Annotated in this window: 23 protein-coding genes and 2 pseudogenes; 8 read left to right on the top strand and 17 right to left on the bottom strand. The window is 68.5% G+C overall.

All coding sequences use genetic code 11. The features are described 5' to 3' along the window. Positions 1-220 precede the first annotated feature (220 nt). Complete coding sequence (locus ACFVJX_RS17480) at positions 221-790, top strand: SMI1/KNR4 family protein (RefSeq protein WP_384122548.1); 570 nt, start codon at positions 221-223, stop codon at positions 788-790. A 69-nt stretch (positions 791-859) separates the two neighbouring features. Here ACFVJX_RS17480 and ACFVJX_RS17475 read toward each other — a convergent pair whose 3' ends face one another. From ACFVJX_RS17475 to ACFVJX_RS17445, 7 genes are all read right to left on the bottom strand, one after another. Further along, positions 860-5,290: a hypothetical protein gene (locus ACFVJX_RS17475; protein ID WP_384122623.1), complete on the bottom strand. Its 4,431-nt coding sequence runs from the start codon at positions 5,288-5,290 to the stop codon at positions 860-862. Positions 5,291-5,370: 80 nt separating this feature from the next. After that, complete coding sequence (locus ACFVJX_RS17470) at positions 5,371-6,351, bottom strand: hypothetical protein (RefSeq protein ID WP_384122546.1); 981 nt, start codon at positions 6,349-6,351, stop codon at positions 5,371-5,373. Positions 6,352-6,420: 69 nt separating this feature from the next. After that, positions 6,421-6,738 carry a transposase family protein gene (locus ACFVJX_RS17465; RefSeq protein ID WP_384122544.1) on the bottom strand — a complete coding sequence of 106 codons (318 nt, stop codon included), beginning with the start codon at positions 6,736-6,738 and terminating at the stop codon, positions 6,421-6,423. 118 nt (positions 6,739-6,856) lie between these two features. Next, positions 6,857-7,039, bottom strand: coding sequence for a hypothetical protein (locus ACFVJX_RS17460; RefSeq protein ID WP_384122542.1), 183 nt, complete (start codon positions 7,037-7,039; stop codon positions 6,857-6,859). Positions 7,040-7,084: 45 nt separating this feature from the next. Further along, complete coding sequence (locus ACFVJX_RS17455; protein WP_384122540.1) at positions 7,085-7,348, bottom strand: hypothetical protein; 264 nt, start codon at positions 7,346-7,348, stop codon at positions 7,085-7,087. A 209-nt stretch (positions 7,349-7,557) separates the two neighbouring features. Continuing rightward, positions 7,558-8,574 (bottom strand): hypothetical protein, encoded by a 1,017-nt coding sequence (locus tag ACFVJX_RS17450; protein ID WP_384122538.1) that lies wholly within the window; start codon positions 8,572-8,574, stop codon positions 7,558-7,560. A gap of 12 nt (positions 8,575-8,586) precedes the next feature. Further along, positions 8,587-9,102, bottom strand: a complete 516-nt coding sequence (locus ACFVJX_RS17445) for a hypothetical protein (protein WP_384122536.1) — start codon at positions 9,100-9,102, stop codon at positions 8,587-8,589. 245 nt (positions 9,103-9,347) lie between these two features. Between ACFVJX_RS17445 and ACFVJX_RS17440 the strand changes: the two are divergent. Next, positions 9,348-9,503: pseudogene (locus tag ACFVJX_RS17440) on the top strand (ISKra4 family transposase); the annotation flags it as partial. A 286-nt stretch (positions 9,504-9,789) separates the two neighbouring features. Here the strand turns inward: ACFVJX_RS17440 and ACFVJX_RS17435 are convergent. After that, positions 9,790-10,525, bottom strand: a pseudogene (locus ACFVJX_RS17435) (transposase family protein). A 246-nt stretch (positions 10,526-10,771) separates the two neighbouring features. Here ACFVJX_RS17435 and ACFVJX_RS17430 point away from each other — a divergent pair. Continuing rightward, a complete protein-coding gene (locus tag ACFVJX_RS17430) occupies positions 10,772-11,329 on the top strand; it encodes a restriction endonuclease (protein ID WP_384122534.1) in 558 nt (185 codons plus the stop codon). 781 nt (positions 11,330-12,110) lie between these two features. On the opposite strand, the gene ACFVJX_RS17425 is transcribed toward ACFVJX_RS17430, so the two are convergent. Beyond that, positions 12,111-12,362, bottom strand: coding sequence for a helix-turn-helix domain-containing protein (locus ACFVJX_RS17425; protein WP_384122621.1), 252 nt, complete (start codon positions 12,360-12,362; stop codon positions 12,111-12,113). 581 nt (positions 12,363-12,943) lie between these two features. Between ACFVJX_RS17425 and panD the strand changes: the two genes are divergently transcribed. The 3 genes from panD to ACFVJX_RS17410 are packed head-to-tail and all read left to right on the top strand — an operon-like array spanning position 12,944 to position 14,468. Further along, positions 12,944-13,369 (top strand): aspartate 1-decarboxylase, encoded by a 426-nt coding sequence (gene panD / locus ACFVJX_RS17420; RefSeq protein WP_384122618.1) that lies wholly within the window; start codon positions 12,944-12,946, stop codon positions 13,367-13,369. Between the two features lie 31 nt (positions 13,370-13,400). Beyond that, a complete protein-coding gene (locus ACFVJX_RS17415) occupies positions 13,401-13,763 on the top strand; it encodes a GNAT family N-acetyltransferase (protein ID WP_384122532.1) in 363 nt (120 codons plus the stop codon). Between the two features lie 45 nt (positions 13,764-13,808). Continuing rightward, positions 13,809-14,468: an aspartate/glutamate racemase family protein gene (locus ACFVJX_RS17410; protein WP_384122529.1), complete on the top strand. Its 660-nt coding sequence runs from the start codon at positions 13,809-13,811 to the stop codon at positions 14,466-14,468. Positions 14,469-14,830: 362 nt separating this feature from the next. Here ACFVJX_RS17410 and ACFVJX_RS17405 read toward each other — a convergent pair whose 3' ends face one another. The 8 genes from ACFVJX_RS17405 to ACFVJX_RS17370 form a co-directional block, all read right to left on the bottom strand. Then, positions 14,831-15,280: a hypothetical protein gene (locus tag ACFVJX_RS17405; protein WP_384122527.1), complete on the bottom strand. Its 450-nt coding sequence runs from the start codon at positions 15,278-15,280 to the stop codon at positions 14,831-14,833. Positions 15,281-15,282: 2 nt separating this feature from the next. Next, positions 15,283-15,762, bottom strand: a complete 480-nt coding sequence (locus ACFVJX_RS17400) for a MarR family winged helix-turn-helix transcriptional regulator (RefSeq protein WP_384122525.1) — start codon at positions 15,760-15,762, stop codon at positions 15,283-15,285. A gap of 102 nt (positions 15,763-15,864) precedes the next feature. Continuing rightward, complete coding sequence (locus tag ACFVJX_RS17395; RefSeq protein ID WP_384122522.1) at positions 15,865-17,235, bottom strand: diaminopimelate decarboxylase; 1,371 nt, start codon at positions 17,233-17,235, stop codon at positions 15,865-15,867. A 106-nt stretch (positions 17,236-17,341) separates the two neighbouring features. Next, positions 17,342-18,967 (bottom strand): PucR family transcriptional regulator, encoded by a 1,626-nt coding sequence (locus ACFVJX_RS17390; protein ID WP_384122520.1) that lies wholly within the window; start codon positions 18,965-18,967, stop codon positions 17,342-17,344. 231 nt (positions 18,968-19,198) lie between these two features. Then, positions 19,199-19,996 (bottom strand): family 1 encapsulin nanocompartment shell protein, encoded by a 798-nt coding sequence (locus ACFVJX_RS17385; RefSeq protein WP_384122517.1) that lies wholly within the window; start codon positions 19,994-19,996, stop codon positions 19,199-19,201. Then, positions 19,996-21,054, bottom strand: coding sequence for a Dyp-type peroxidase (locus tag ACFVJX_RS17380; RefSeq protein WP_384122515.1), 1,059 nt, complete (start codon positions 21,052-21,054; stop codon positions 19,996-19,998). The genes ACFVJX_RS17385 and ACFVJX_RS17380 overlap by 1 nt, the downstream gene beginning before the upstream one ends. 200 nt (positions 21,055-21,254) lie before the next feature. Further along, positions 21,255-22,010 (bottom strand): MgtC/SapB family protein, encoded by a 756-nt coding sequence (locus ACFVJX_RS17375; RefSeq protein ID WP_384122513.1) that lies wholly within the window; start codon positions 22,008-22,010, stop codon positions 21,255-21,257. A 204-nt stretch (positions 22,011-22,214) separates the two neighbouring features. Then, positions 22,215-22,853, bottom strand: a complete 639-nt coding sequence (locus ACFVJX_RS17370) for an HAD-IA family hydrolase (RefSeq protein ID WP_384122511.1) — start codon at positions 22,851-22,853, stop codon at positions 22,215-22,217. A gap of 108 nt (positions 22,854-22,961) precedes the next feature. On the opposite strand from ACFVJX_RS17370, the gene ACFVJX_RS17365 reads away from it, so the two are divergent. Then, positions 22,962-23,906 (top strand): MerR family transcriptional regulator, encoded by a 945-nt coding sequence (locus ACFVJX_RS17365; RefSeq protein WP_384122509.1) that lies wholly within the window; start codon positions 22,962-22,964, stop codon positions 23,904-23,906. 177 nt (positions 23,907-24,083) lie between these two features. Further along, positions 24,084-24,779 carry a type 1 glutamine amidotransferase domain-containing protein gene (locus ACFVJX_RS17360; RefSeq protein WP_384122507.1) on the top strand — a complete coding sequence of 232 codons (696 nt, stop codon included), beginning with the start codon at positions 24,084-24,086 and terminating at the stop codon, positions 24,777-24,779. The last annotated feature ends 32 nt before the right edge of the window (positions 24,780-24,811 follow it).

Genomic DNA, 24,811 nt, shown 5'->3' with positions numbered 1-24,811 from the left:
CGGTAGAGACCACCGCACCCCGCCCCAGCTCAGCCGTCCCCGGGAAGGAGCCGCACCCAATCCTGGTAGGCCCTCCTGACTATGTCAGCATAGACAGCAGAGGGTGCGGTGTGGGCGTGAACTGGCCGTTGTGCTGGAATTTGCTTGTGACGCAGGGGCAGGATCTTCCCTGCCGCGCGAATGCTCCAACGTGATTAGTAGGTTTTTGATGGAGGTCTGCGTGCCGAGTGATATAGGTGAGTCGTGGCAGCGGGTTGTGTCCTGGCTGTGTGAGTATGCCCCGGTCAGCCACCGTGCTCTGGGGGATGCGGCGAGCGAGGAGGAGATCGCGGCTGGGGAGAAGAAGGTAGGTGTTCGGTTCCCGGAGGATCTGCGTGCTTATCTGAAGGTCAACAACGGGACCGTCACCCGGCTCGATGGGTCGAACGGCCTGACGGGTTCTTGCCCAGAAGGCGAGTTCCTCGTTGGCGGATGGGCGCTGCTGCCTCTGTCGAGTATCGAGCGGCTGCATCATCAGATGATGCCTGGTCCGAGCGAGGATGAGAGCTATTGGAGGAAGGAATGGATTCCTTTCGCCGCCGAGTCTTATGCGTGTGGTGAGATGTATGGCTTCTTCATCGACGCAGAGACAGGTTCGGTGGGGCAGTGGAGTGACGGCGACGTAGAGACCATGGATCTCTTCCCGGATCTGTCGGAATTCTTCGCATCGGTTCTTGAGGATCTGGAGCGAATTCTTGGTCCGGAGGAAACCAGTCAGCGGATCCAAGATGGCTGCGTCAGCCTCCCCTGAGGCACACAGGGAAGGGCCCCACGGATGGTCTTGGGTTTCCGTGGGGGCCCTTCCCTGTGTGGGGTTCTGTTAGGGGGTGAACCCGTCGAGGTCGACCCAGTAGTCGTCGTCTTCCATCAGCCGCTGTTCACGGATGAATCCGCCGAAGGGCTGCATGGATTGGGTGTTCTGCCACTTCGACATGCTGGACCGGCCGCAGGGCTCGTTCCAGACCGGGTCCGGGAAGTCCGGCCGCAGGTGAAGGCTCATAGTGCCGTCGGAGTTGCGCTTGAGGTACGTCTGCACACACTCGCTGCCGTTGGTACTGACTGGGTTCGGGCCGGTCATGTTGCCCGCGCTCTGGAAGGAGTTGGCGAAGGAGAACTCGTCGCAGGTGATGGAGTCCGTCTTCGCGGTTCCCGAATCGGTGGTCCACAGGTCGCTGAAGAGCCCCGTGCCCTGATAGGGGTCTCCGGGAACCTCGTACGGGGTGAAGTTCGTGGAGCTCTTCGTGCAGAGCTTCTCCCGGTTGACGGTCTTCTGGAGACGGGTACTACCGGGTACCTTCTTATTGCCGAGGTAGGTGAGCGACTTGCCGCTACTGCGCTGACCCCACTTGATGTTGGTCTTGCGCCACATCAAGTCGATGTGTGCCGCGGCCCCGGGGAACTTCTTGGAGTTCATGACATATGTCGGCTTGTAGCCGGAGAACACACAGCCGGTACCCGCGTTGGCGACTGCGGAGTCGCAGCGGATGGCCAGCTTGGCGTTCTCGAATTCGGACGGATTCACGACCGTGGTGCTGCCGACCTTGCCGCCGAGAGACAAGTACGGGGTGATCGTGTTCTTGCTACCGCTGGGCGTCCACTTGAACCGAGTGGTGACGGTCCGTAGGAGCGTGTCGCCCTTGGCGAAGGTCTTCGATCCGTTCCAGTCGACGCTGGTGACGTTGCAGTAACCGCGGCATTTGGCCGCGTAGTCGAAGGTTGCGGTTTTCGCCGTACCGTCCATCGACTTCAGCCGGATCATGGTGACCTGCGAGAACTCGGCACTCTTCGGGTCGAGGTAGTACGTGATGTAGAGGTCGAAAGCCGCGCTTCCGATCGGGACGGTGTTCGAGTACTCCGTCATGCCGTAGTCGCTGTGGATACAGGCGGTGGTGCGCTTGCGGCTGAGGGAGTGGTTGACCGTCGAGCATGACGCGGTGCTCGTGGCGGCCATCGCCGCCGCCGTGGCGGAGTTTGCCGAGGAACTGCCGTCCGCAGAGAGGAGGCCGTCGGTGATGTCCTCGTTCGGCTCGACCGGCGCCGGCTCTGGAGCGGTCGGGTCGGCCGTCATGCTGCCGGTGAGCTTCATGCCGTTGAAGGTTCCTGGCACGAAGGCGATGGCGTCGAAGGCGATGTCGGCGTCTCCGGAGCCGCCGTTGAAGTTGTCGAGACGTACTTCGGGGATCTGCTCGCCAAAGGTGTAGGCGCCGAGGCCGACCCACTTGTTGGACTGGTTCGACTTCTGGGAGATATGGGCTGTCCGTTCCCCGGTCGGGGTCTGGATCCGGTAGACGGCGTTGGTGGTCTGCGCTCCGTGGTCGGGGATGTGCGCGAAGACCTGCGCCTGGCGGGTCGTGTTGGTCAGCGGAGCGTTCAGCTTCCAGGTGCCGGTGACCTTCAAACGGTTCGCGTTGGCCGGATAGGACTCTGGCGAACGGGTGTGTGCGAACCAGAAGTGGTTGCCGTAGCCCGCGCCGATCTGGTGCGTGTCGATCTTCCCGGGATACGTGGTGACAGTGGTCGGGTTGTCCGTACCGTCGTTGGTGAGATCCATCTGGGTGTCCCACGGCGCATAGCTGAGGCCGAATGTGCCGCTCGACTTAACCGCTCCGCAGCCGCGGCTGGTGTCGGCTCCCGCGGGGATGGTGCCGTCGGGCAGGTCGTCGACCACCAAGGTGTTGGCGGGCAGGGATCCGATGGAGCAGTTCGGCGGGTATGAGCCGGCGTCCGGTTGCTCGCCGTAGGAGGTGGTGAAGCGGTGGACGCCGTTTCCGCACTCGGCGAGGCTTTCACAGTCCTTCCACTGGTCCTTGGTGATCTCCTCGTTCCACCAGCAGTGCAGCCAGTGCGGGTTGGTGTCGCTGTCGCCCGAGTCGGCGGTGCAGGCACCCATGCCCTGGTCGTTGGAGTCGTTGTCGCCGATCTTGGACGGGTCGCAGTAGTTCGACCCGTTGCAGAACAGGTCAAGCGGCGGCTTGGCGTTGGTCCGGTCTTCGTTGCTGGTCCACCAGGCGGGGCGGTAGCCGGCTTGGAAGTCACCGGGCGCGAACATCGCCGAGATCGGACGGGCCGCCCAGCCGATCACCTTCTCCTCGTAGGGCCAGTCCTGCGGGTGCGCGGCGTGACTGTAGTCGTCCCCCGCCGGGTTGGACGCGCTCTGCAGGAACGGAACGCGGTTGGCCTTCCACAGCGGGTTGGCCGGGTTGTTCGTCCAGCCGACACCCCAGTGCCCTTGGGAGTCAGGCGTGTCGTAGAAGCCGGAGTTGTACGCCCACAGGGCGAAGAACCAATTCTCAATCCACTTGGGGTGGCCGCCGTTGATCTTCATCCCGGCGTTGTAGGTCTGATTCCACTTCTCGGACAGGATTCGTACACCAGCGGCGACGTTCGCCGTGTAGTCGAGGGCGACGGCTTCCTGCGCGAGTGTGGACAGGGCAGTCTCGCCCGGCTTGGTCTTGCCCGTCAGGCGCATACCGTCGGTGGCCTGGGTGATGCCGTAACCGCAGTCGGCGTCCGCCCAGTTGATCCGCCAGGGATCGAGCTGCTCGCCCGAGGCGGCGTAGTCGACACCGTAGTAGTTGCCTATCAGGGAGTTTGCGGTGACACCGGGCACAGCGTAGCGGGTGGCCTGCCACATGTTGGACTCCTGCGCGGTGATGCCGAGCATCACCTGCGCGGGAATGTGCCACTTGTCGGTGACGTCCGGGTCCTCGTTGTCGAGGGTGCCGTTGGGGTCCCCAGCGAGCACGGTCGGCGGGAACAGGCCCTGGGGCTGGTAGCCGCCGGTGCCGGTGTTCTTCCAGTTCGGCGACCGGTAGAAGTTCAGCTCGCCGACGACGGCCTGGTCCACGGCCCATTCGACCTGGCGCGGAGTGGGCTGGAACGCCTGCTTCTTCACGTCGTTGCGGGCCACCGCGCAGTAGCGTTCCCCGGTGCCCTCGCTCGGGTTGTCGGCCTGCGCGGTGAGGGCCTGGGTACGGACGGTCTGCGTGGACAGGCCGCCTGTGATCTTCCTGCCCGTGCCCGGGCCGGAGTCGACCGGGCCGCCGGTGGGTAGAGCGGGGGACAGGGACTGCCCCTGTGCCTTGTCGCCCACGCGGTGCGTGCCGGGGCGCAGGTCTAGGGTTGCGGACTTGCCCGAGTCCAGCATGCGCAGGGCCGTACGGGCGGGGCGTGGCTTGGCGGCGTCCTCCGGGTTGACCAGAGTGGTCTTCCCATCGGACCAGGTGGTGGTCAGGGCCGCCTGGGCGTGGCTGGAGATCGCCGCGCCCATGGGGAGCTTGCCGGGGTTGTGCACCCGCTCGGGCAGGGCCTTGGACGTGGCGTCACCGGTAACGAACACCTCGCCGCGTGCCGAGCGGGTCAGGTCCCAGGCGTGCAGCCCGCCGGAGGCGACGGTGACGGGCTCGGTCTTCTTGCCCTGGCTCACCTTCGTACGGTCCAGGTGCTTGGCCCAGGCGGCCGGTTTGTCGGACGCCTTCCTGTCCAACTCACGGTCGATGAAGGTGATACCGCCGTCGGCGTCGACGGTGATTTGGAACGGCACCGTGTTGGTGGATGCCAGGGTCTTCCCGGCCGTGCCGTTGATTCGTACCAGCTTGTTGCCGTGGGCGGCGACGATGCCCGCGTCGGTGGGGATCGCCGAGGTGACCTGGCCGGCGAGCGTGACCGGCTTCGACTCCTTGCCGGTGGCCGCGTCGACGGTGATCAGACGGGTCTGCTGCTTGTCGTCACCATCATGGGTGAGCTGGGTGAACACCGCCTGATCGCCCTGGCCGCAGCCGGGCGAGAAGTAGGCGAGCGACGACTGGAACGGGAGCTTGGTGACCTCCCCCGAGGTCAGGTCGACCACCGCGGTGAAGGCACCGCGCACCATCAGCTCAGGCTTGTTAGTGAACATCCGCGGCGCGTACGAGACGGCCGCGTACTTCCCGGACTCGGTGACGCAGTGGTTGCCAATCCAGGTATCAGAGGCGAAGCCTTCCTCGAACAGACTAGCCACCGTATGGAGTTGGTAGCCGTCCTTTTCCTTGCCCGCAAGGAGGTGGAAGCCGGTGCCGTCACCGGTCGTGGTGACTGCGATGTCCGCGGACTTCTCGTAGCCCTTGCCGAGTAGGCCGGCGCGGTCCTTCGCGGGGATCGCGGAGGGCTTCAGGGAGAGCTTCTTCTGCGGCTGGGTGGTGTCGCTCCATCCCTGCGCCGCGCCCTTGGGCGGCTTTGGTTCCTCGGCCTGCGCGGGCAGGCTCAGCGCCATCGCTATCGCGGTCGTCACCGCAAGGGCGATCGGCACGCGCAGACGGATACGTATCTGTCTCAACTGTGCTCCTCCTCTGATCACTTGACTGCCTTCGCAGCCGCAAGGGCCTCGCCCATGCGCTCCTTGATGGCGGCAAGTTGGTTCTTGTTCTCCTCGATCAGCCGCTTCTGGACGGCCGAATCCTTCTTGAACCAGACCTCGATCAGACGGGTCTGCTCCTTGCAGTCGATGTCGTCCAGCGCGAGCTCGATCGCGTTCTTGGTGGTGCCATCGCCGTCGGCGTAGCCCTGCTCCATCGCCCGGTACGGATCGGCGGCCTTACGGCCCTTGTCCTTCATGCAGGCCGACCAGCTCTGGAGAGCCTTCTCGACCGGCTTCAGCGGTCGGGACTCGGAGAGGCTTGTCGAGGCGAGCCCGGAGACAAAGCCCGCATCCTCCTCGTTCACCTTGAGCCGCCGCTTCGACCAGCCGGCGCAGCCGCCCTCGTGCAGCTTCTTTCCGTTGTGCTCGGCGCGCGCGGGCTCCGGGGCCCTGCCGAAATGGCCGTCGCTGTCCTTGGCGCCCTTGGGCGGGGCGAACTCGGGCTTCTTCCGCCCGGTCAGGACCTCCACCTCGATGCCTGAAAGTCCGTCCTCGACGGATTCGAGGCTCCGGGTCAGCTCCTTCGGCAGCCCGTACCCGTACTTCTGTGCTTGTGCGCGGTCGCTGAGACCGTAGCGCCGCTCGATCGAGACGGCGTTACTGTGGGGCGGCGGGTTCGCGCCGGGACGCGGCAGATCGATGGTCAGCCCGTACTCAGACATACATCGCGTCTGCAGGGTGCGCAGCGCGGTGTCGACGGCGACCTGATCCGCGTAGGAGGGCAGGTAGGACTCAAGTGGCAGCTCCAGGCCCTTGACCAGTCCAGAAGTGGGCACCTCCGCAGGCCAGTTGGTTTGGTCGATAGGGGCCCTGTCCTTCGCCGAGTTGGAGGCCGATCCGGACGAGGAGCAGGCACCGAGCGAGATGGCCGTGAGCATGACAGTGAGGGCGACGGCCGTTCGCCTGAGGACGTGCATGGGCTTTCCTTCTCTACGTGACGTGAGGTGGTCCACGTGCGTTGCGCATGCTGGGCGAGCTCCGTACGCTCAGCGGTGCAGCGCCTCCACCGGCGTGATGCGGGAAGTTCTCCAAGCCGGATACAGGCTGGCCAGCGGACCATACGAACGGCGGGCGTCGGCGATCCACTCACCTACTGCCAGCAGCGATGTCGCCCCGGACAGGACGGCGCAGGCGTCGAGGACGAGGACGACGGTCAGCCGGTGGCGCACTCCGCGCGGATCGCGCGGGTCGGGCACCTCGGCCAGCCACTCCAGCAGACTGGCGAACTCCCCGTCTCGGGCTTCGGGGTGATCACGATGTTGGTCAAGGGCCGCCGGGATCGGCGATGATACGCAGGCAAGCACGGTCTTCCAGCCGGATCACGGGGCGTAAAGAACTCCATGATCTTGGAGGCCGCGCCTGCTCCCGTCTCACACCCTCATCATCCGGTCGCCAGAACGACACGAACCGGACGTCAAACGACTACGCCGAAGCCTTGCCCAGTACGGAGGCCCGGTCCCTTTTCCCGACTGCGTGGGGTTTGCTCGGTTGCTTCGGCAGGCTCTTGCCGCCCTGAACGGCATGGTCGGGGGCCTTCGGCCCCTGGGCCTGCGCGGAGGTGGCCAGCGATGAGGCGAGAACCGCTGTCGCTGCCGATATCACCACCGTGTGCTTCCTCTCTCTTACAAGCACAGTAAGTTTTTTCCTTTTCTACTTCTGATCGATGATGGGGTTGAAGTCGTCGACGTAAATCTTCGGAACCTGAGGAACGGGTCCCATGTCCTTGGAGCCGATCATCGCGTCATCACGCCCGGTTTCGCCCGAAGGGACGTCCTGAAGCCAGAATTGGTTATACGCGGTCCAGCCCTTACCGTCAGCGATGCTGATCTTGACCGAGTACGTTGCGTTCCGTTCGTAGGTATTGGATACCTCGATCTCGGTCCGGACACCGCCGCTTTCCGGCGTGGCACGCACGACTAGATCTCCGTACTCCAGGACGCGGCTACGGCCTTCGGAGTGCACCGATGCCACAGGCGAGGGACGCAATGGCAGACTGCTCTGCTCCACACTTGAAGTCGCCGGCTTCGGTGATGCGGGGGCCGGGTCAGCAGCGTCGTCCGTACACCCGGTGACAAGCACACACGCCGCCAGCAGACACATCGCGTTGACCATGCGAAGTCCGGTCACTGGGAGGAGGCAGCCATCTGCTTGCGCGCGGCAGTGACTTCCTTGCCGTGCTGCGATTTGATCCCGGTCAGTCGGCTCTTGTTGTCGGCGATCTGCTTGTTCTGGATCGCGGTCTCCACATCGGACCAGACCTTGATCAGATCTGACTGCGTCTTGCAGTCGATGTCGTCAACCGCCAGGACGATGGACTCCTGCGACGGGTCCCCGTCGTTCGTGACGCCCTGGTCCATCGCCTTGTACGGATCGGCAAGTCCCGCATGCCCCTTGCCGTCCATACACGAAGACCACGCACCGATGGCCTTTATGACCTTGGTGTCCTGCATCGACTGCGTCAGGCTGTCCCCGGCGAGCTGCGCCACGGCGATCGGGTCGGCTCCCTGCACGCCGAGTTGGTCCCTGGACCAGCCAATGCAGCCGCCCGTCTTCAGCTTCTTCCCATCGTGCTCTGCCCGAGCGGGCTTGGTGCTCTGGCCGGGGCCGCTGGACGTCACTCCCGCCTTGGTTCCCTCGGGGGCCTTGAGCGGTTGGGGCTTGGTGTGGCCGGTTAGGACCTCGACCTCGACACCGGATAGATCACGCAGGGGCTGCTTGGTGTGCTCCCGCAGCGTAGGGGCGAGCTCGTAGCCGTACTTCTGCGCTTCGGCTCGATTGGTGATGCCATAACGGCGTTCGATGTTGGCATCGTTGTCGCTGGGAGGGGGGTTGGCGCCCGCTCGTGGCAACGTCAGCTCGATGCCGTACTCCTTCATGCAGGACTGCTGGAGATCGGTGGCAGCCTGCTCAATGGCGACCTGATCCTCGTAGGAGGCCATGTACTCCTCCAGCGGAAGGGTCAGGTTCTTGGTCAGGCCACTCGTGGGGATCTTCTCGGGCCAGTTACTCTTGTTCACAATCGGTTTGCCGTCGGCCGCGATCTTCGTGGTGTCCGAAGTTGTGCCGGAGGAACAGGCACTGACCAGCAAGGCCGAAGCGGTCAGGGCTACTGTGGTGGCTATCCGCTTGGTGTGCTTCACGGGGGATCCTTCTTAACCGAAGTGGGAGGATGCGTTGTTGTCGTGCAGGGCGGAGATCAGGTCGGTGACGGGGCAGTCTCCGTAGGGCCCGTTCTTCGCGAAATACTGAGACGTGCCGCCGTATCCGGAGTTGTAGTACACGCGGTAGTTATCATCTCGGGCGCAGTTCCGTACAGACCCGGCATTATTCTTCACGTACCCCCCGTTGCCATTTCCGCCGTTACCGAAGACGTACCGGTAGGTCGACAATGAGGTTCCCTGGTACTGGCTCGTCCCTGAGTGGTCGGACACGTTGCTATAGAAAGTCGCGTACGCCGACTTGATATAGCCGTTCTCGACTGCAAATTTCTTCGTGTTGTAGAGCAGCCACAGATCACCGTACGAGCAAGTGATCCACGGGACCTTGCAGTTGTCGGTGACCTTGAACTCTGCCGCATGAGCCGGGCCGGCGGTCGCCATCACGGCCACCACAGCTGCGAAGGACGTAGCGAAGGCGGCTGCCTTCTTCTTGAAGCGGATGCTCTTCATCACATCTCCATCGATAGACCATTTGTGCGAAGAGGATCTTCACATCCGGTTGACCGCCCTGGCAACCATGTCCATGCCCAGCTCAGGACTTCGTTGCAACCATGTGATGTCCGGTTTGCGAAAACCAGCACGAAAAACTCACTGCGATCCTGCACGGACATGCAGCCCGCGTCACCGACGAGATGGCCGCCAGGGCCGCAGAAGAAGGACTCACCGGCGCGAAGCAGGACAGCATCGACACCAGACTGGAGAAAGGCTGGCCGATCGCGACTGGCTCGGTCGAGGGAGCCTGCAAGCCCTTGATCGGCGACCGTCTCGATATCACCGGTGCCCGCTGGGGCCTCACCGGCGCCGAAGCCGTCCTCAGGCTCCACGCCGTCCACGCCAACAGCGACCTCGACCCCTAGCTCGCCTACCACTACACCCGCGCACCTACCCCCGCCCATCACCACTCCCAACTCGGCTCCTGATCAACGACTTTCCCTCGAAGGAGCCGCACCCATCGCGGTCAGCGCCGTTCCGCCCGGCGGGAGTTCAACCCCTCTCAGTCCCCTCGCGACTACACAATGTGGCAAAGCGCTTGACGTGCAGATCTCAGGCAACCAACCTGATTCGCTGATGAGGTGTGGGCGTACCCCCCGCCACCGTCCAGGCCGCCAGCCGCCGACAGGAGCACAGTGAGCGTTTTCAGCGTTGCCGCTCCAGGGTGAGGACGGCTCTGGCGATGACGCTCATGCGGTTGGGGCTGATGCGGGATCTGCGGAAGAGCTGCCAGGACTTCAGTCGCGCCATGCCTCGTTCGACGGGTGCACGGGCTGCGGACAGGGCCCGGTTCGCGGTCTGTTCGGTGGTGGTGAGTTCGCCGCCTAGCGGTGGTGACCCAGCCGCCGGCACCGATATAGGCCGTGCCGGCGAGGATGGGGGTGCCCTGGCGTTCACAGATTCGAAGGATCTGGTGGGTGCGGGCGGCAGTCAGGTCGTGGGTCCGGCCCGGCAGCGCCGGCGACAGCCAGAGGATCTCCCCGCCGGGATCTGTGACGACCTGCCCGTTCGCCCCGTGCCGCTTGTGTTTCGACGAGTAGTCGGCCCTGCCGTCACTGACGCGGTCGCACTCGGCGAGCGTGCCGTCCAGGAGAACGAACTCCGGATCGTGTGCGCGCAGCGTCTTCAGCAGGCCGGGTGCCTGCTCGGCGAGCAGGCCAGTGACCGCGGTGACGTAGGCATGGGCGGTGCCGACGGATATCCCGAAGGCCGCGGCGATACGGGCCAGCGCTTCGTGGCGGCGCAGGTACACCAGTGCGATCAGCGCCCGCCGGTGCGGCGGAAGCTTGCACCGGCGGTCACCTTCCCGGGTGACGATGAGCATCGTGACCCACTCGACCAGGGCGTGAGGCAGGTCGAGTACGGCAGGACATGGAACCAACATGGCTCCTGTGCTGCTGAGTTGAGACGTCGAACACCTCTCTCAACGGCACGGGGCCCCTGTCCGTTGCGCACCCGGACCCACACTGCCCCGTCACCCGATCAGTGGCCACTCTGAAAACGCTCACTGCTCGTACTGAACGCCTGAGCGTCACGCGGTCCGTTGCGAGAGTGCAAGGGCAGCCTGAAATGGCCTGAGCGGGGCAACTCCTCAGAAGAATACCGAAGATCGGGCTAACATGCGGCGGTGATTCGACAGGGAGCGGGGAGCCAGCGCGGTCAGGTTCGAGGGAAGAAGCAGGGGCCGTGGCAGCACTTCGAGCAAGAGGTCGCCGAACTCGTCGAGAGCCTCGATTCAGGCGCCACCGTTGAACCGGACGCCCACGTCACCGCCTTGGTCAGCGGGGCCACGCGACAACTCGACGCCTTGGTGCGCGGGCAGGTTGTCGGCCAAGACATCACGATTGCTATCGAAGCCAAGCGATACAAGCGGCCGGTAAGCATCGGGACCATTGACGAGTTCGTCGGCAAACTGCTCGACGTCGGCTGTGACCGCGGAGTGCTCTACGCCGCGGGTGGTTTCTCCGAAGCTGCTCTGTCCCGGGCAAGCAATGCGCGGAATCCCGGGATCGGGTGCGTGCGCCTTACTCCGCGCGCAGACGGAGCCCTGATGCGTTCCTGTACGGGGCTGGGCCAGGTCGAGCTGGCGTTCGAGGAGCATCTGGATCGGATCGTCGGAGTCCACCGGACTCAGGGATACGATGTGTGGATGCGCAGCGGAGTAGCCAATCTGTACCGCCACTAGGCTGCGTCGCGCTTCATCGGCCCTGATCCAACCCGCCTGCTTGGTGCTCGCCCACTACGTATCCGCGAACCCTTCCGGAGGGCGGCTACGTATTGCCCCTCATGCGGCAGTTGATTGGCGGGCGTGCACCGCGGACTCGCGGATTCCCTAGTGCCCGCGTGCTGGTTGGCCCGGCGGCAAGAGGCGCGCGCTGTCGCCAGGGCAAGACCTATCGGTCCCCGACCGCGCCGGTTTTGCGGGACCCCTGGATGCGGTGAGCCGTGTCCATCTTCGCGGGCGGGCGGCCGTCGCTCTCCGCGTTCCGCAAGGCTTCCAATATCGCCTTCGCTTGGATCCCGTAGGGGTGATGATGCCGGTGTCCTTGTCCTCGCGAGGTGGTAGTCCACCAATGCCCTGGCGATCAATGATCCGAGGGCTCGTGCAGGGGGCCTAACCGTGGAAACCCGTTCCGTCTCGAGGAGGAATGGACTGTTGGCCATGACGCTCGATGCCGCCACACGCAGGACGGCGAGCTGAGAAATGGTCTCTGACCTGGGCTTTTTCATCACGTACTCAGGCCGACATCTTTTCGATGACGCATCACGTGGAGTGCGTCGCGGTCCTTGAGCCAGGGCGCCCGCACTGCGGCGCATCGACTGTGAACATCACGGTGGATGCACCACCTCCGAGAGGACGCCCCGCACCCGAACCGGGCAGGGGAGATCTCGCACAGGTGATCCGCGGTGGACGAATGGATGCTGGTGCAGGTGAGCGAAACTCGTTGACCTCGCGGAGCCATGCGTTAATGGATCTTCTGCTTGTCCAGCCACTTGAAGATCTCGGCCTTCTTGTACAGCACCTTGGCGTTCCTGCCTCGGCCGGGCTTGTAGCCCTTCAAGCCCAGTTTCGATGCCTCCTTGTAGACCCAGCTCGTGGACATGTTGAGCATCGTGGCGACCTCGGAAGTGTCCATAAGGACGGGCTCGACGTTGCGGCGCCTGCCCGACGAGTTGATATCGGTGCGGGTCTCGTCGGAGTGCGGCTGTGGCTCCACGGGCAAGATGGCTCCTTGAGACTGGCCTGAGCCCGATCGCGGCATAGAATCGCGCTCTGCTCTGGCCGAATTCCAAACGTCCTTGACGCCCGCCCTGTGCCACCGCCAGGAGTCACCGGACGAGCTATAGCCATGGTCATGAGGATCGCCGGTTTGGCTAACCGGCGATCCGCGGCTATGTTGCCGCGCCGCTTCGGCCCCTCGGATTCCTGTTGAACCATTGGTGCCTCCTCCTTGAGGGGGTGTTCAGGGGGCTGGGTCGGCTGGCCCAAGGTGGTGTGCAGCCCGGACCCCGGTGACCGCCCTCGCTCTTGACCTCGGCCCAGACCGCCAGAGTGACGGTGATCACGGACACTCTTCGACGCTGCTACGTAGGCTTGTGTAGTCGTCGCGGTGAAGTCCAGGAGGGCCGGCGAAGCTCTCCCGCAATGCCTGACAGGTCAGGGAAGTCAGCAATTGGTCAGCATCAGTCCTCAAAAACCCTGCGAAAGCTGACCGAACATGCGACTCATTGTAAGGTAGGGGAACCGCACTTGACCTGCAAAAATGCAGGCAGGGAGCCTATGTCCAGGAGTGTCTCGATGATGCGCACCATGTTCAAGTCGAAGATTCACCGGGCCACCGTGACCCAGGCCGATCTGCACTACGTCGGCTCCGTCACCGTGGACGCCGAGCTGATGGAGGCCGCGGACCTGCTGCCCGGCGAGCTCGTGCACATCGTCGACATCGACAACGGCGCCCGGCTGGAGACGTACGTCATCGAGGGCGAACGCGGCTCCGGGGTCATCGGGATCAACGGCGCGGCCGCCCACCTCGTCCACCCCGGCGACCTGGTCATCCTGATCAGCTATGCACAGGTCGACGACGCGGAGGCGCGCGCCCTCGTTCCGCGTATCGTCCATGTCGACGCGGGAAACCGGATCGTCGCACTCGGCGCCGACGCCTCCGCGCCCGTGCCGGGCACCGACACCGCGCGCAGTCCGCACGCCGTGCCCGCGGCGCGCTGAAGCGACCCGAACGACCGAGGGAGCACCCGCCATGGCAGAGCAGTCCGCGGAGACCGGGCCCGAGATCCGTGACGACCGGGCAGCGGGCAAGCTGCTCGCGTACGAGGACGGCACGGCCGCCGGGGTCATCGTGTACTTCGTCATGGACGGGACGCCCGCCGCACTCGTCGCGGTGCACACCGTCGTCGAACCGGGGCACGAGGGCAAGGGCATCGGGGACTCCCTGGTCCGGGAGTTCTACGCCATGGCGGCTCGCGAGGGCGTGCCGGTCGTCCCGCTCTGCCCGTACGCGGCGAAGTGGGCGTCGCGCCACCCCGACGAGGCTCCGGCAGCCCCGGACGAGCTTGTGCAACGCGCAAAGGAACAGCTCGAGTCCCGCCCCGAGCTGCACTGACACCTGGCTTCCGGCGTCGGCGGCGGGGCCGGTACCGTTCCGCCGGTGACCCTCGCGCTGCTGCACACATCCTCGGTCCACGTCCCGGTCTTCGACGCCCTGCGCGACGCGGACCATCCGGCGCTCGTGCTGCGCCACCTCGTGCACGAGGAACTGCTCGACCGGGCCGGGGCGAGCGGGCCGGAGTCGGTGACGGGCGATGTCGAGGCGCTGCTCGCCGCCGCCGTGGCCGAGGGCGCGACCGCGGTGCTCTGTACCTGTTCGACGATCGGCGGGGTCGCCGAGTCGGCCGGGGCGGCGCTCGGCGTCCCGGTGCTGCGGGTCGACCGCCCGATGGCGGCCGCCGCTGCCCGCGCCCGGCGGGTGACCGTCATCGCGGCACTCACCGCCACCATCGAGCCGACTCTCGCGCTGCTCGCCGAGGAGGCGGACAGGGCGGGCCGGCATCCTGCCGCGGTGCGCACCGTCCTGGTGGACGGTGCCTGGGAGCGGTTCGAGGCCGGGGACCGTGACGGTTATCTGGATCTGGTGGCCGCCGCGGCCGACGCGGTGACCGACGCCGACGTGATCGTGCTGGCCCAGGCATCCATGGCCGACGCCGTCACCCGCACGGCCACCCGCGTCCCGGTCCTCTCCAGTCCGCGTCCGGGGCTGGGCGCCGCCGCGGCCGCGGCCTGCTCACCGGGTCGGGCGGATCATCCGTAGCCCGTACGTATGGACTCGCCGGGCGCGGGCAGCCGCTCCGGGAGACGGTGGAGGAGATCCACCCCGACCGTTCGGAGGCCCGAGATGACCCATCCGTTCCCCGACCCCGTACCGCCCACGCCCACGCCCGGGCCGGTTCCGGGGCCGCCCCGGCCGCTGCCGGAGCCGACCCCCGTGCCGCCGGGGCCGGGTCCGACGCCGCCCACGCCGACTCCGCCGGGTCCGACGCCCGATCCGATCCCGCAGCCGCCCGCGCCGGACCCCGATCCGGTGCCGCCGCCGGAGCCGGAGCCCTCGCCGGTCTGACGGCATGCGTCCCGACGGCGGCCCCGCGGGGCCGCCGACCGGCAGTCGTTCCCGCCTCAGCCCTCGGCCAGTACGGCGTTGGCCCGTGCGGTGACCACGGTCAGTACCCGGCCGGCCGTGGCCAGGTCTTCGGCGGGCAGGTCCGCGTAGAGCCGGGCGGTGATGGCGGCGGTGCCGGCCCGGGTCCTGCGCTGCAGTTCCCCGCCCGAATCCGTCATCGTCACCCGCGGTTCGTCGCCCGGCAGCTCGGCCAGCAGACCGGCGGTGACCAGCTCGGACAGTGTCGACTCCGCTGACGATGACTCGATCTTCAGCGTGGCGGCCAACCGGTCGGCCAGCCGGCGGCGTTCGACGGTCCCGCCGGCGTCCGCTGTGGCGTTCAGCGCCACGCACTGGTGGAAGGTCGTGCCGGTGGCCACGAGCAGGTGTTCCAGGACGGCGCGCGTGGCGTAGTGGGCCTGGCCGATGACCTGGCCGTTGACCGCTGGCGCGGGTGCGACGGACATGGTTACTCCTTGGTGGAAGGGTCGGTGGCCGCGGGGACCGGCACGTCGAGCAGCGCCGTCAGCGTGTCGGTGAACGCCGCCGCGTCCGGGCCGCTCAGGCCGCCGAGGGGTGCGAGCATGCCGTCGAGCAGCCGGTGCACCACTTGGACCGCCCGGCCCGTCACCGCGCGTCCCTCGTCCGTCAGTGACAGCTGGACCGCCCTGGTGTCCGAGGGGTCGGGGGCGCGCTCCACGAGTCCTGCGGTCTCCAGGCCGCGTGCGAGCTTGGAGATGTAGAGGGGTTCGAGCCCGGTGTGGTCGGCGAGGCCGCGCTGGCTCGGCCGCAGCCCCAACTGCCGCATCCCGAGAAGAGATGCCAGCAGTGAGTACTGCGCGTGTGTCAGCCCAAGGGGCGCCAGCGACCTGTCGATGGCCACCCGCCATTTCATCGAAAGCCGCCAGACCAGGAAGCCGGGTGTCGGACCCTCAGGTGTGTCGTCCATGGCGATACAGTACATGAATACTATGTCCATGGCTATTAAATATGCCCCGGGGCGGAGTCCCCGGGGCACAGGTATGAGGAGGCGTGCGAGGGCGGGGGTGAGTCAGAGGTGGAGGTCCAGCAGGGCGTCGGCGTGCGCCAGTCCGCTCTCCGCCGAGATCGACTCCAGCGACTGCGCGTCGCGCACCGGCGCGAAGAGGACCGTCGAGCCGTCCTCCCCGTTCACTTCCGCCGTCCGGAACCCGTACACCGCGGGCCGCGGCAGGCTGTTGTACGACCAGGGAGTGGAGAAGTAGTACGCGCCGGTGTCGTACAGCACGACGTAGTCGCCGGGGCGAAGCTCCGGCAGCTCCCGTGCGTGGGCGACGACGTCCCCTGCGAAGCAGCATGGCCCCGCGATGTCCTGGACGAGGGACGGTCCCGCCTTGGCGCGCCCCTCGGCGTCGAACGCGCCGATCCGCAGCGGCCAGGCGTCCGGCATGAAGACGGTCCGGGTGGCGGTCTGGGCGCCCGCGTGGGTGAGCGCGATACGGCGGCCGCCGGCGTCCTTCGTGTACTCGACCAGTGCGCCGATGAAGCCGTTCTTGGCCAGCAGGGACCGGCCGAACTCGGTGACCAGCTCGTACCCGCCGTCGAAGAGCCCGGGGACCGCCTCGCGCAGCGCGGCCACATACGCGGCGAAACTCGGCCGGACCGAGTCGTCGGCGAAATTGACCGGCAGGCCGCCGCCGATGTCGAGGCCGGTGATCTGCCGTGTGCCGAGCCGTACGTTGATCCCCTCGGCCAGCCGGTACGTCTGCGCGATACCGTCCGCGATCAGCTCCAGCGAACAGCCCTGCGAACCGACATGGGCGTGCAGCCGGGTCAGCCAGGGGTGTGCGGCGAAGGCCTCGACGGTCCGCTCGCGCGCGCCGGGATCGCGCAGCGCCACGCCGAACTTGGAGGTGGCGGTGGCCGTGCTCATCGCCCCGATGGACCCGCCGCCGACCTGCGGGTTGACCCGGAGCCCGATGGCGGACACCGAATTGGACGGCCGGAGCGCGGCGATCCGGTCCACCTCGTCGAGGTTGTCGGCATTGAGCGCCACGCCGAGCGCGAGGGCGCGGCGGATCTCCTCACGCGTCTTGGCGGGGGAGTCCAGGACGATCTTCGAAGGCGCGAAGCCGGCGTCGAGCGCGATCCGCAGCTCACCGGGGCTCGCCACCTCGCACCCCATGCCGCACTCGGCGAGCAGCCGCAGCACCGGCACGAGCGACGCGGCCTTGGCGGCGAAGGTGTGCAGCACCCCGGGTGCGCCGGGCGCCTGCCCGAACGCCTCGTGGAGCGCGGCGACCGAATCGCGTACCCCGTCCGTGTCGACGAATCCGGCGACCGGGCACGACTCTCCGAGCAGACCGGTGGCCACGGCGTGCCGCACCGTGGCCGCGACACGCGCGGAGGAGGTCAGGGCGGAGGGCGTGGAGGGAAGGCTCATGGAGCGAGAGTCGGTGATGGGGGCCCCGCAGATCTCTGTCGGGCAGGACAACATCGGCACAGGCCCTTGGCCGGATGGACAATGACCGTACGAACAGGGGACAAATCTATCCGGTGAGACGGACAGCGAGCGTGATGAGCAGCCTGGTGTCGGGGTCGTCCAGGTCCACGCCGAACCGTTCCCGGGCGCGTCGCAGCCGGTACCTGAGCGTGTTCGGGTGAACGGTGAGCCGCGTCGCCGCGCGGGCGACGTCACCCGACGCGTCCAGATAGGCGGCCAGCGAGCGGACCAGTTCGCCGTCGGCCGCCAGATCGGCCCGCACGAGCTCGTGCACGGGACCGCTGCTCGACTCCCACACCGGCCGTACGACATCCAGCACCCGTACGACGTCCAGCGAGGGGCCGACGCCCGCCGCGTCCGCGTACCGCGTCCGCTCCGACTCGCCGTCCCGGGTGGCGCGTTCGCGCAGTACCCGCACGATCAGTGCCGCCTCCTCGCAGGAGGACCGGGCAGACAGGGCGCCGGGGGCCACCGGGCCCGCACCTGCCCGGACCGGAACCCCGCCCGGCAGGGACGCGGCCAGACCGGCCAGTTCCCGGGCCAGCCCCAGGACGTCCCTTTCCTGGCCCGCGCCCACCGGCAGCAGTACCAGCAGCCGGTCACCGTCGCGCAGCACGCGAACCGAGGGACGGTACGACACGGCCTGCACCGCGAGGACGTCGAGCGTACGGTCGCCCGCCGCCGCCCCGCTGTCGCGTTCGGCCACCACGACCGCGCACGCCGCATCGGGCGAAAGACCCAGCGACCAGGCGTGCGTGCGGGCATCACCCTCCCCGTACAGCAGTCCCCGCAGGGCGAGTTCGGTACGGCGGGCGGCTCCGCTCTCGCGCAGGCGGTGCCGCACCAGATGGGGTGCCGCGGCCTCGGCGGCCCGCCGCAGCGCGTCCGCCGCCGTCGGGGACAGGGCGCGCCCGTCCGCGGCCACCCAGATGGAGCCGAGGACCTCGGGACCGCTGCGGACGGCGACGACCAGGCGTTCCGGACCGTCCGCGTCCGCTGCGCGGTGGATCACCTCCCGGGATGTCCACAGGGCGCGCAGCAGCCCGCTGCGGCGCAGCTCCGCCACCCGCCACTGCGGCACCCGTCCGCCCAGGATGGTGGACCGGCGCAGCCCGTCGGCCTCCGGTCCTGTCGCGGAGTGGGCCAGGACCCGGAACCGGGTGTCCTCGATGGTGATCGAGCCCCCGGTGTACTCGGCGATGGCCGCGGCGAGCGCGGCCAGGCTCTCCGCCCCGCCCTCCTCGGCCGTCGGCCCGCCCCCGCCCGCCCGCGCGCAGGCCAGTGCGGAGCGCAGCAGAGCCGCGGTGTCCGTCCAGTCGGCCCACTCGGCCCGGGTGAGCAGGGCGATGCCCGTCTCCTCCGCGGCGGCCAGCACCTCCGGTGCGACGGCGGCTCCTTCCGCTTCGCGCAGCACCACGCCCGAGGCACCACGCCGGGCGGCCTCGCGGACCGGCCCCGCCGCGTCGGCCGACATGGCGGGTGCGCCCACCACCAGCACCAGACACCCGTCGAGCGGCCGCGCGGGCCCCTCGTCGCCGACGGCGACGGCCCGCACCTCGACGTCCTGGCCGCCGGGGGCAAGCAGCAGCCGCAGTGTTCCGCTGTCGTCGAAGGCCAGGATCTCGCGCAGCGCGACCGTGGGCTCCGGCGGAATGGGCGTACGGCTCGTCATGGGAGTCGAGCATACGAGCGAGGGGTGCGAGTGGCCCACGGCCTGCGGGCCACTCACGATCTCCCGGCCCGAGGCCGACCCGCGGTCTTTGGTCCGGGGCCGACCTGCGGTCCCCGGCCCTGGGCCGACACGCTGTCTCGGACCCCGTGCCGACCCGCGGTCTCCGGCCGGCCTCCCCCCCCCGTGGTCCCTGATCCCGGGGTCGACTCAAGGCCCCGGCCCGCCCCGGCATCAGGCGATGATCGGGACCACGGCCTCCGGTGTCAGCATCCGGAAGGTGAACGACTGGTGGAAGTACAGGCTGACCGACGTCGCGTCGTGGTCCTGGTAGCCGATCGACAGATCCTCGCCCAGACACAGTTCGAAGTCGCCGCCCCGGGTCGACAGCAGCACCCCGCCCGCCACCGCCGGTGCCCACAGGATCTGGTCGTCCAGCAGCCGGGCCAGATGGGTGGAGACCGGATACCCGTGGTCGGACGTCTCGGTCGCCTCCGTGAACGCGTCCGCACCCAGCAGCAGCCGGTACGGCCCGTCGACACCGGCCAGCCGCAGCTGGGTCAGTGCCTGGCTGACCGTGGCCGGATAGTCCCGGGCGTCCGCCGGAAGCGGCAGCGGGGTGTGCGACGAACCGTCCCGCAGACCGGTGATCCCGGCCGCCGCGTAGCCGTCGATCACCGCCATGTCCTCCGCGAAGGCGCAGGTCCGTGCAGCGTCCTTGACGGGCTGCCAGTCGCTGTCGTCGGAGCCGCGCTCGACGTCGTCCACGGCCGCACGGGTCACCGTGAACGGCACCCGCCACTCGATGACCGGGACCGAGGTGCGGGCGCGGGCCAGGACGTCGGGGGTGGGAGGGTCGATCTCGCGGAGGTGGCCGTCGCCGACGGCCGCCAGCCGCGGGCCATCGGGCCCGCTCACGTCGACGACACGGCGGCCCGCCACATGGCGGCTGAAGGTGCGACGCGCCTCCTCCTCGATCTGGTCCCAGGCGGCTTGGGTGACAGGCGCGAGTGCGCGGTGCAGGTTGTTCATCACGGGGCGCTTTCTTGCAGGCTGCCGATGTGCAGCGAACCGTCACGGGCGCCCGGCGGAACCGGGGCCTGTACCGTCGGCTCCGGCGGCGCCGCGGTCACGGCGGACGTGGGCGACGGCGGCGGGGCGTCGAGGAAGTCGGCGCCGGGGGCGTGGAAGAGCGTGCCGGTGACCGCGGTCGAGAAGTCGAGAATGCGGTCGTGGGTGGCGAGGGGACTGCCGAGGAACATGTTGCGCAGCATCTGCTCGGTGACACCGGGATCGGCGGCGTACCCGATGAAGTAGGTACCGAACTCGCCCTGCCCGAAGCTGCCGAACGCCATGTTGGCGCGCAGGATGTCGTGCTCCGTTCCGTCCGGGTCCGTGATGGTGTTCAGCGCGACATGGGAGTCGGCGGGCTTGACGTCGTCGGCCATTTCGATGTCGGTGAGCTTCGTCCGGCCGATCACCCGCTCCTGTTCCTCCGTGCTCAGCGCGTTCCACGAGGCCAGGTCGTGCACGTACTTCTGGACGACGACGTAGCTGCCGCCCGCGAAATCCGGATCCTCGGAGCCGACCAGCGCGGCGGACCGCGCGTCGTCACCCACCGGGTTCTCGGTGCCGTCGACGAAGCCCAGCAGATCCCGGTGGTCGAAGTAGCGGAAGCCGTGCGTCTCGTCGACGATCCGCACCGCGCCGCCGAGCCGGTCGAACAGCTGGGAGGCCCACTGGTAGCAGACGTCCATCCGCTCGGCCCGGATGTGGAACAGCAGATCGCCCGGGGTCGAGGGGGCGTGGTGACGGGCGCCGCGCAGCTCCTGGAAGGGGTGGAGCGCGGCCGGCCGGGGGCCCGAGAACAGCCGGTCCCACGCGTCGGAACCGAACCCGGTCACACAGACCAGACCGGCGCCGGGGAAGCGGAAACCGATGGAGCGGGCGTAGGCCGCCAGATCCGGCAGCACCTCGCGGACGACCGGCTCACCACCGGGCTCGATCGTGGCGACCAGGATCAGGGCCGCGCTGGTCAGCGGCGCGACGACGGGCTGCGCCGCGGCCGCTTCCTCGGAGGTGTCGGGCATGCGGTGGCTCCATGACATGGCGTCGGCGACGAGGCGGTGCGGCGGGCCCTGCCGCGCGTTGCGGACGGCGGTGCCCGCTGCCACTTACCCACACCCGCGGCGGTGCCGCACCCCGGGTCACCCGGCCGGGCGACGCCCCCGCCGGCCCTGCGCCCGCGCCTGCGGGAGTCGCCCCGGCCGGACCGCCGGAGACACCGCGCTCACTCGTCGGCGAGATCGCTCCGGCTGCACGCCAGCACCCCGGTGCTGCCCGCCAGCCGGGCCATCAACGCGTCCGGGTCGCCCCGGCCCTGCACGACGAGCGCCACCTCGACGGTCCGCTCGGCCGAGGCGGTGGACTCCGACCGGCGACGCCGCCGGAACATGCCCTCGCCGTCGGAGGCCAGCGTGGTCAGCTCGGAGATGGCGAACCCCGCCTCCGTGCAGTGGTTGACCAGCTCCCGCAGCGCGCCCACCCCCTCGGTGTAGGTGATCCGGTAGCCGGTGGAGGCGTTGCGCAGCGCCGGCAGCCGGTGGGCGAGCGGGCGGACGCCGTAGGACACCAGGAAGTAGGCGAGGGTGGCGAGCGTGGCCAGGACGGGCAGCCCCGCCCCGGCCGCGCAGCCCACCGCCGCGGTCAGCCAGATCGACGCCGCCGTGGTCAGCCCCTTGACCGAACCGCGGTGCACGAAGATGACCCCGCCGCCGATGAACCCGAGGCCGGAGACGATCTGTGCGGCCACCCGGGAGGGATCCAACTCGACCTGCCCGGTGACCAGCACGTCCGAGAAGCCGAATTTGCTGACCAGGGTGAAGAGCGCGGCTCCGAGCCCGACGATCGTGTAAGTGCGCAGCCCGGCGGCCTTCTGGCGGATCTCGCGCTCGATACCGATCGCACAGGAGAGCCCGAACGCGATGCCGAACTGCGCCGCGTGCGTCCAGTTCTGGCCGAACGGCTCGTTGATGTCGATTGCCACGGATCCTCCGATGCCCTTGGACCTTCCGGGCAACCGGCCCCCGGAAGGAATGCGCCGTGGCTCCGCCGTGCCGGACGGTGCGGCGGCGCGGACTCCACCGTACCGGCCACCCCCGCGCGGGCCCGGGGACCGCCGCGTCCGGGAAGGGGCTGACCTGGTGTCAGGAGGGCCGCCGGTCCATGGCCCACGCGGCGGCCGAACCCGTCAGGGCCGCCCCGCCCGCGAGCCGGTACCGTCGAGCAGCGGTGCGAGGGCGGTACGCAGGTCCTCCGCCCGGCGGAAGTGGAGCGCGGTCATGCCTTCCCGCCGGGCGGCCTCCACGTTGGGCGCGGTGTCGTCCACGAACAGACAGCGGCCGTGCGCGACCCCGACGCGCTCGGCCGCGATGCGGTAGACGCGCGGGTCCGGTTTCGCGACGCCGATGCGGGCGGTGTTGACGACAGTGCCGGCCAGGCCGGTCAGGCCCTGCCGGTCAAGGTCCCACTCCAGCCGGGTGGTGGCGTTGGATACCAGCGCCACCGCCGCCACCTCCCGGACCGCGGTCAGGAGCGCGACCACGTCCGGGTCGACGCGCGGGACGAGATCGGACCAGGCCGCGACCGCTGCCCCGGCCCGTTCCACCGACCCGCAGACCGCGGCCAGATCCTCCGCGACGGCGGACCGCCACTGCTCGTCGGTCACCGCACCCGTGATCGCGGGAAGCAGCCGCGCCGGCGCGAACGCCGCGGCCGCGAGCGCACCGCGCGGGAGCCCGTGGGTGTCTTCGAGGGCATCGGACGCCGGCCAGTGCCTGACGACACCGTCGATGTCGCAGAGCACCGCGTCGATGAGCTGGGCAGGCATGAGATGGCTCTCCATATCCCGGCGTGGTGTCCCGGTCCGGCCGGCGGGCCCGCTTCCGTCGCTCCCGCCCCTTGAGTCTCCCCCGGGGGGAGACGAGAGGGTAGGTCCATGAACGACGACTCACGACTCCCGATCGGTGAACTGGCGCGGCGGACCGGCCTGTCGGTCAAGACGGTCCGCTCCTGGTCCGACCGCGGGATCGTGCAGCCGGCCGACCGCAGCCCGGCCGGATACCGCCGCTACGGCCCCGAGGCCGTGGCCCGGTTGCACCTGGTACGGACACTGCGCGAGCTCGGCGTCGGGCTGTCGGCGGTCCGCGAGGTGGTGGAGCGGGAGAACCGGCTGCCGGAGGTCGCTGCCGCGCACGCCGAGGCGCTCGCGGTTCAGATCCGTGTGCTGCAACTGCGGCGTGCGGTGCTCACGGCCGTGGCGCGACGCGGCTCCACACCCGAGGAGATGGAATTCATGCACCGACTGGCCGGACTCTCCGAGGACGAGCGCCGGAGGCTGACCGATGACTTCCTCGACGCGGTGCTCGGCGGTCTTGACCCGGCGTTCGACATCGCGGGCGTCATGCGGTCGATGACACCCGAACTGCCCGCCGAGCCCCGGACCGAGCAGGCCGAAGCCTGGGTGGAGCTGGCCGAGCTGTCCCAGGACCCCGGGTTCCGTGCCGTACTGCGCCGTACGGCCGAACTCCACGTGGCGGACCGTTCCCGCGCCGCTTCGCCGGTCCCGGTCCGCAATCCCGAAGCGGTGATCCGTGACCACGCGGGGCCGGCCCTGGCCGCGGGCGTCGACCCCGCATCCGTGCGAGCCGGGGCCGTGGTCGTCGCTGTGACGGCGGCGTGCGCGCGTCTCTCGGGTGCTCCGGACGACGAAGACCTGCGGCGGCTGTTGCTGGCCCGTGCCGAAACGGCCAACGACCCCCGCCGGGAGCGGTACCTGCAACTGCTCGCCGTGGTCAACGGCTGGCCGGCCCCGGCCCCGCTGGCGCCCGCGCTGGACTGGTTCTGCCGAGCCCTGCGCGCACAGGCCGGGACACCGTCCTGAGCCGGCCCTCCACTCGGCGGCCGAGCCATGGCGACGGTCGCCGCCGTCTGCGCCATTCATGTCATCCCGTGGGCTCTTCCGGGCGCACCGCACGGGCACCTGCCGGGTTCCGGCAGGCGCCCGGACGTACGGTCGGGAACGCCGGCACGGGGCCGGCACGACGACGGAAGACGTGACATGGCAAAGATTCTTTTCGTGGTGACAGGATCCGACCACTGGACCCTCGCCGACGGGACCGTGCACCCGACCGGCTTCTGGGCGGAGGAGGCCGTCGCCCCCTATGAGCGGTTCAAGGCAGCCGGGTACGAGATCGTCGTCGCCACCCCCGGCGCGGTGATCCCGACCGTGGACCGGGGGAGTCTGGCGCCGGAGTTCAACGACGGTCAGGAGAACGCCGACCGGGTCGCCGGCGTCCTCGAATCGATGACCGAACTCCAGCGGCCGGTGCGGCTGGAGGACGTGGACCCCGCCGACTACGCGGCGGTGTTCTACCCCGGCGGACACGGGCCGATGGAGGACCTGGCGGTGAACGCCGACTCCGGGAGGCTGCTGACCCGGGTACTGGAGTCGGGCCGGCCGCTCGGCATCGTCTGCCACGCCCCCGCCGCGGTGCTGGCAGCCACGAAGGACGACGGCACCAACGCCTTCGCCGGCTACCGGCTCACCGGGTTCACCAACAAGGAGGAGAGCCAGGCAGGCTTCGCGGACAAGGCCAAGTGGCTGCTCCAGGACCGTCTCGTGGAGATCGGGACCGACTTCCAGGAGGGCGAGCCATGGGCCCCGTACGTGGTCGTCGACCGCAATCTGATCACCGGCCAGAACCCCGCATCGGCCGCACCGCTCGCGGACGAACTGCTCAAGAAGCTCGGCTGACGCCTCGGGGCCGGGCCGCGTCGCTCTTCCGC

Origin of the sequence: Streptomyces sp. NPDC127177 (assembly GCF_042672475.1) — a bacterium.
Classification (GTDB): domain Bacteria; phylum Actinomycetota; class Actinomycetes; order Streptomycetales; family Streptomycetaceae; genus Streptomyces.
Note: the sequence above shows the minus strand (reverse complement) of the source record. Positions and strands in the feature narration are given on the sequence as shown.

Bases quoted from the DNA above. Each gene is read 5' to 3' on its own strand.
- ACFVJX_RS17390 (WP_384122520.1), bottom strand. From the start codon at position 18,967: ATGACGAGCCGTACGCCCATTCCGCCGGAGCCCACGGTCGCGCTGCGC.
- ACFVJX_RS17395 (WP_384122522.1), bottom strand. From the start codon at position 17,235: ATGAGCCTTCCCTCCACGCCCTCCGCCCTGACCTCCTCCGCGCGTGTC.
- ACFVJX_RS17380 (WP_384122515.1), bottom strand. From the start codon at position 21,054: ATGCCCGACACCTCCGAGGAAGCGGCCGCGGCGCAGCCCGTCGTCGCG.
- ACFVJX_RS17360 (WP_384122507.1), top strand. From the start codon at position 24,084: ATGGCAAAGATTCTTTTCGTGGTGACAGGATCCGACCACTGGACCCTC.
- ACFVJX_RS17365 (WP_384122509.1), top strand. From the start codon at position 22,962: ATGAACGACGACTCACGACTCCCGATCGGTGAACTGGCGCGGCGGACC.
- ACFVJX_RS17370 (WP_384122511.1), bottom strand. From the start codon at position 22,853: ATGCCTGCCCAGCTCATCGACGCGGTGCTCTGCGACATCGACGGTGTC.
- ACFVJX_RS17475 (WP_384122623.1), bottom strand. From the start codon at position 5,290: ATGGCGCTGAGCCTGCCCGCGCAGGCCGAGGAACCAAAGCCGCCCAAG.
- ACFVJX_RS17445 (WP_384122536.1), bottom strand. From the start codon at position 9,102: ATGAAGAGCATCCGCTTCAAGAAGAAGGCAGCCGCCTTCGCTACGTCC.
- ACFVJX_RS17405 (WP_384122527.1), bottom strand. From the start codon at position 15,280: ATGTCCGTCGCACCCGCGCCAGCGGTCAACGGCCAGGTCATCGGCCAG.
- ACFVJX_RS17470 (WP_384122546.1), bottom strand. From the start codon at position 6,351: ATGCACGTCCTCAGGCGAACGGCCGTCGCCCTCACTGTCATGCTCACG.
- ACFVJX_RS17415 (WP_384122532.1), top strand. From the start codon at position 13,401: ATGGCAGAGCAGTCCGCGGAGACCGGGCCCGAGATCCGTGACGACCGG.
- panD (WP_384122618.1), top strand. From the start codon at position 12,944: ATGATGCGCACCATGTTCAAGTCGAAGATTCACCGGGCCACCGTGACC.
- ACFVJX_RS17385 (WP_384122517.1), bottom strand. From the start codon at position 19,996: ATGAACAACCTGCACCGCGCACTCGCGCCTGTCACCCAAGCCGCCTGG.
- ACFVJX_RS17400 (WP_384122525.1), bottom strand. From the start codon at position 15,762: ATGGACGACACACCTGAGGGTCCGACACCCGGCTTCCTGGTCTGGCGG.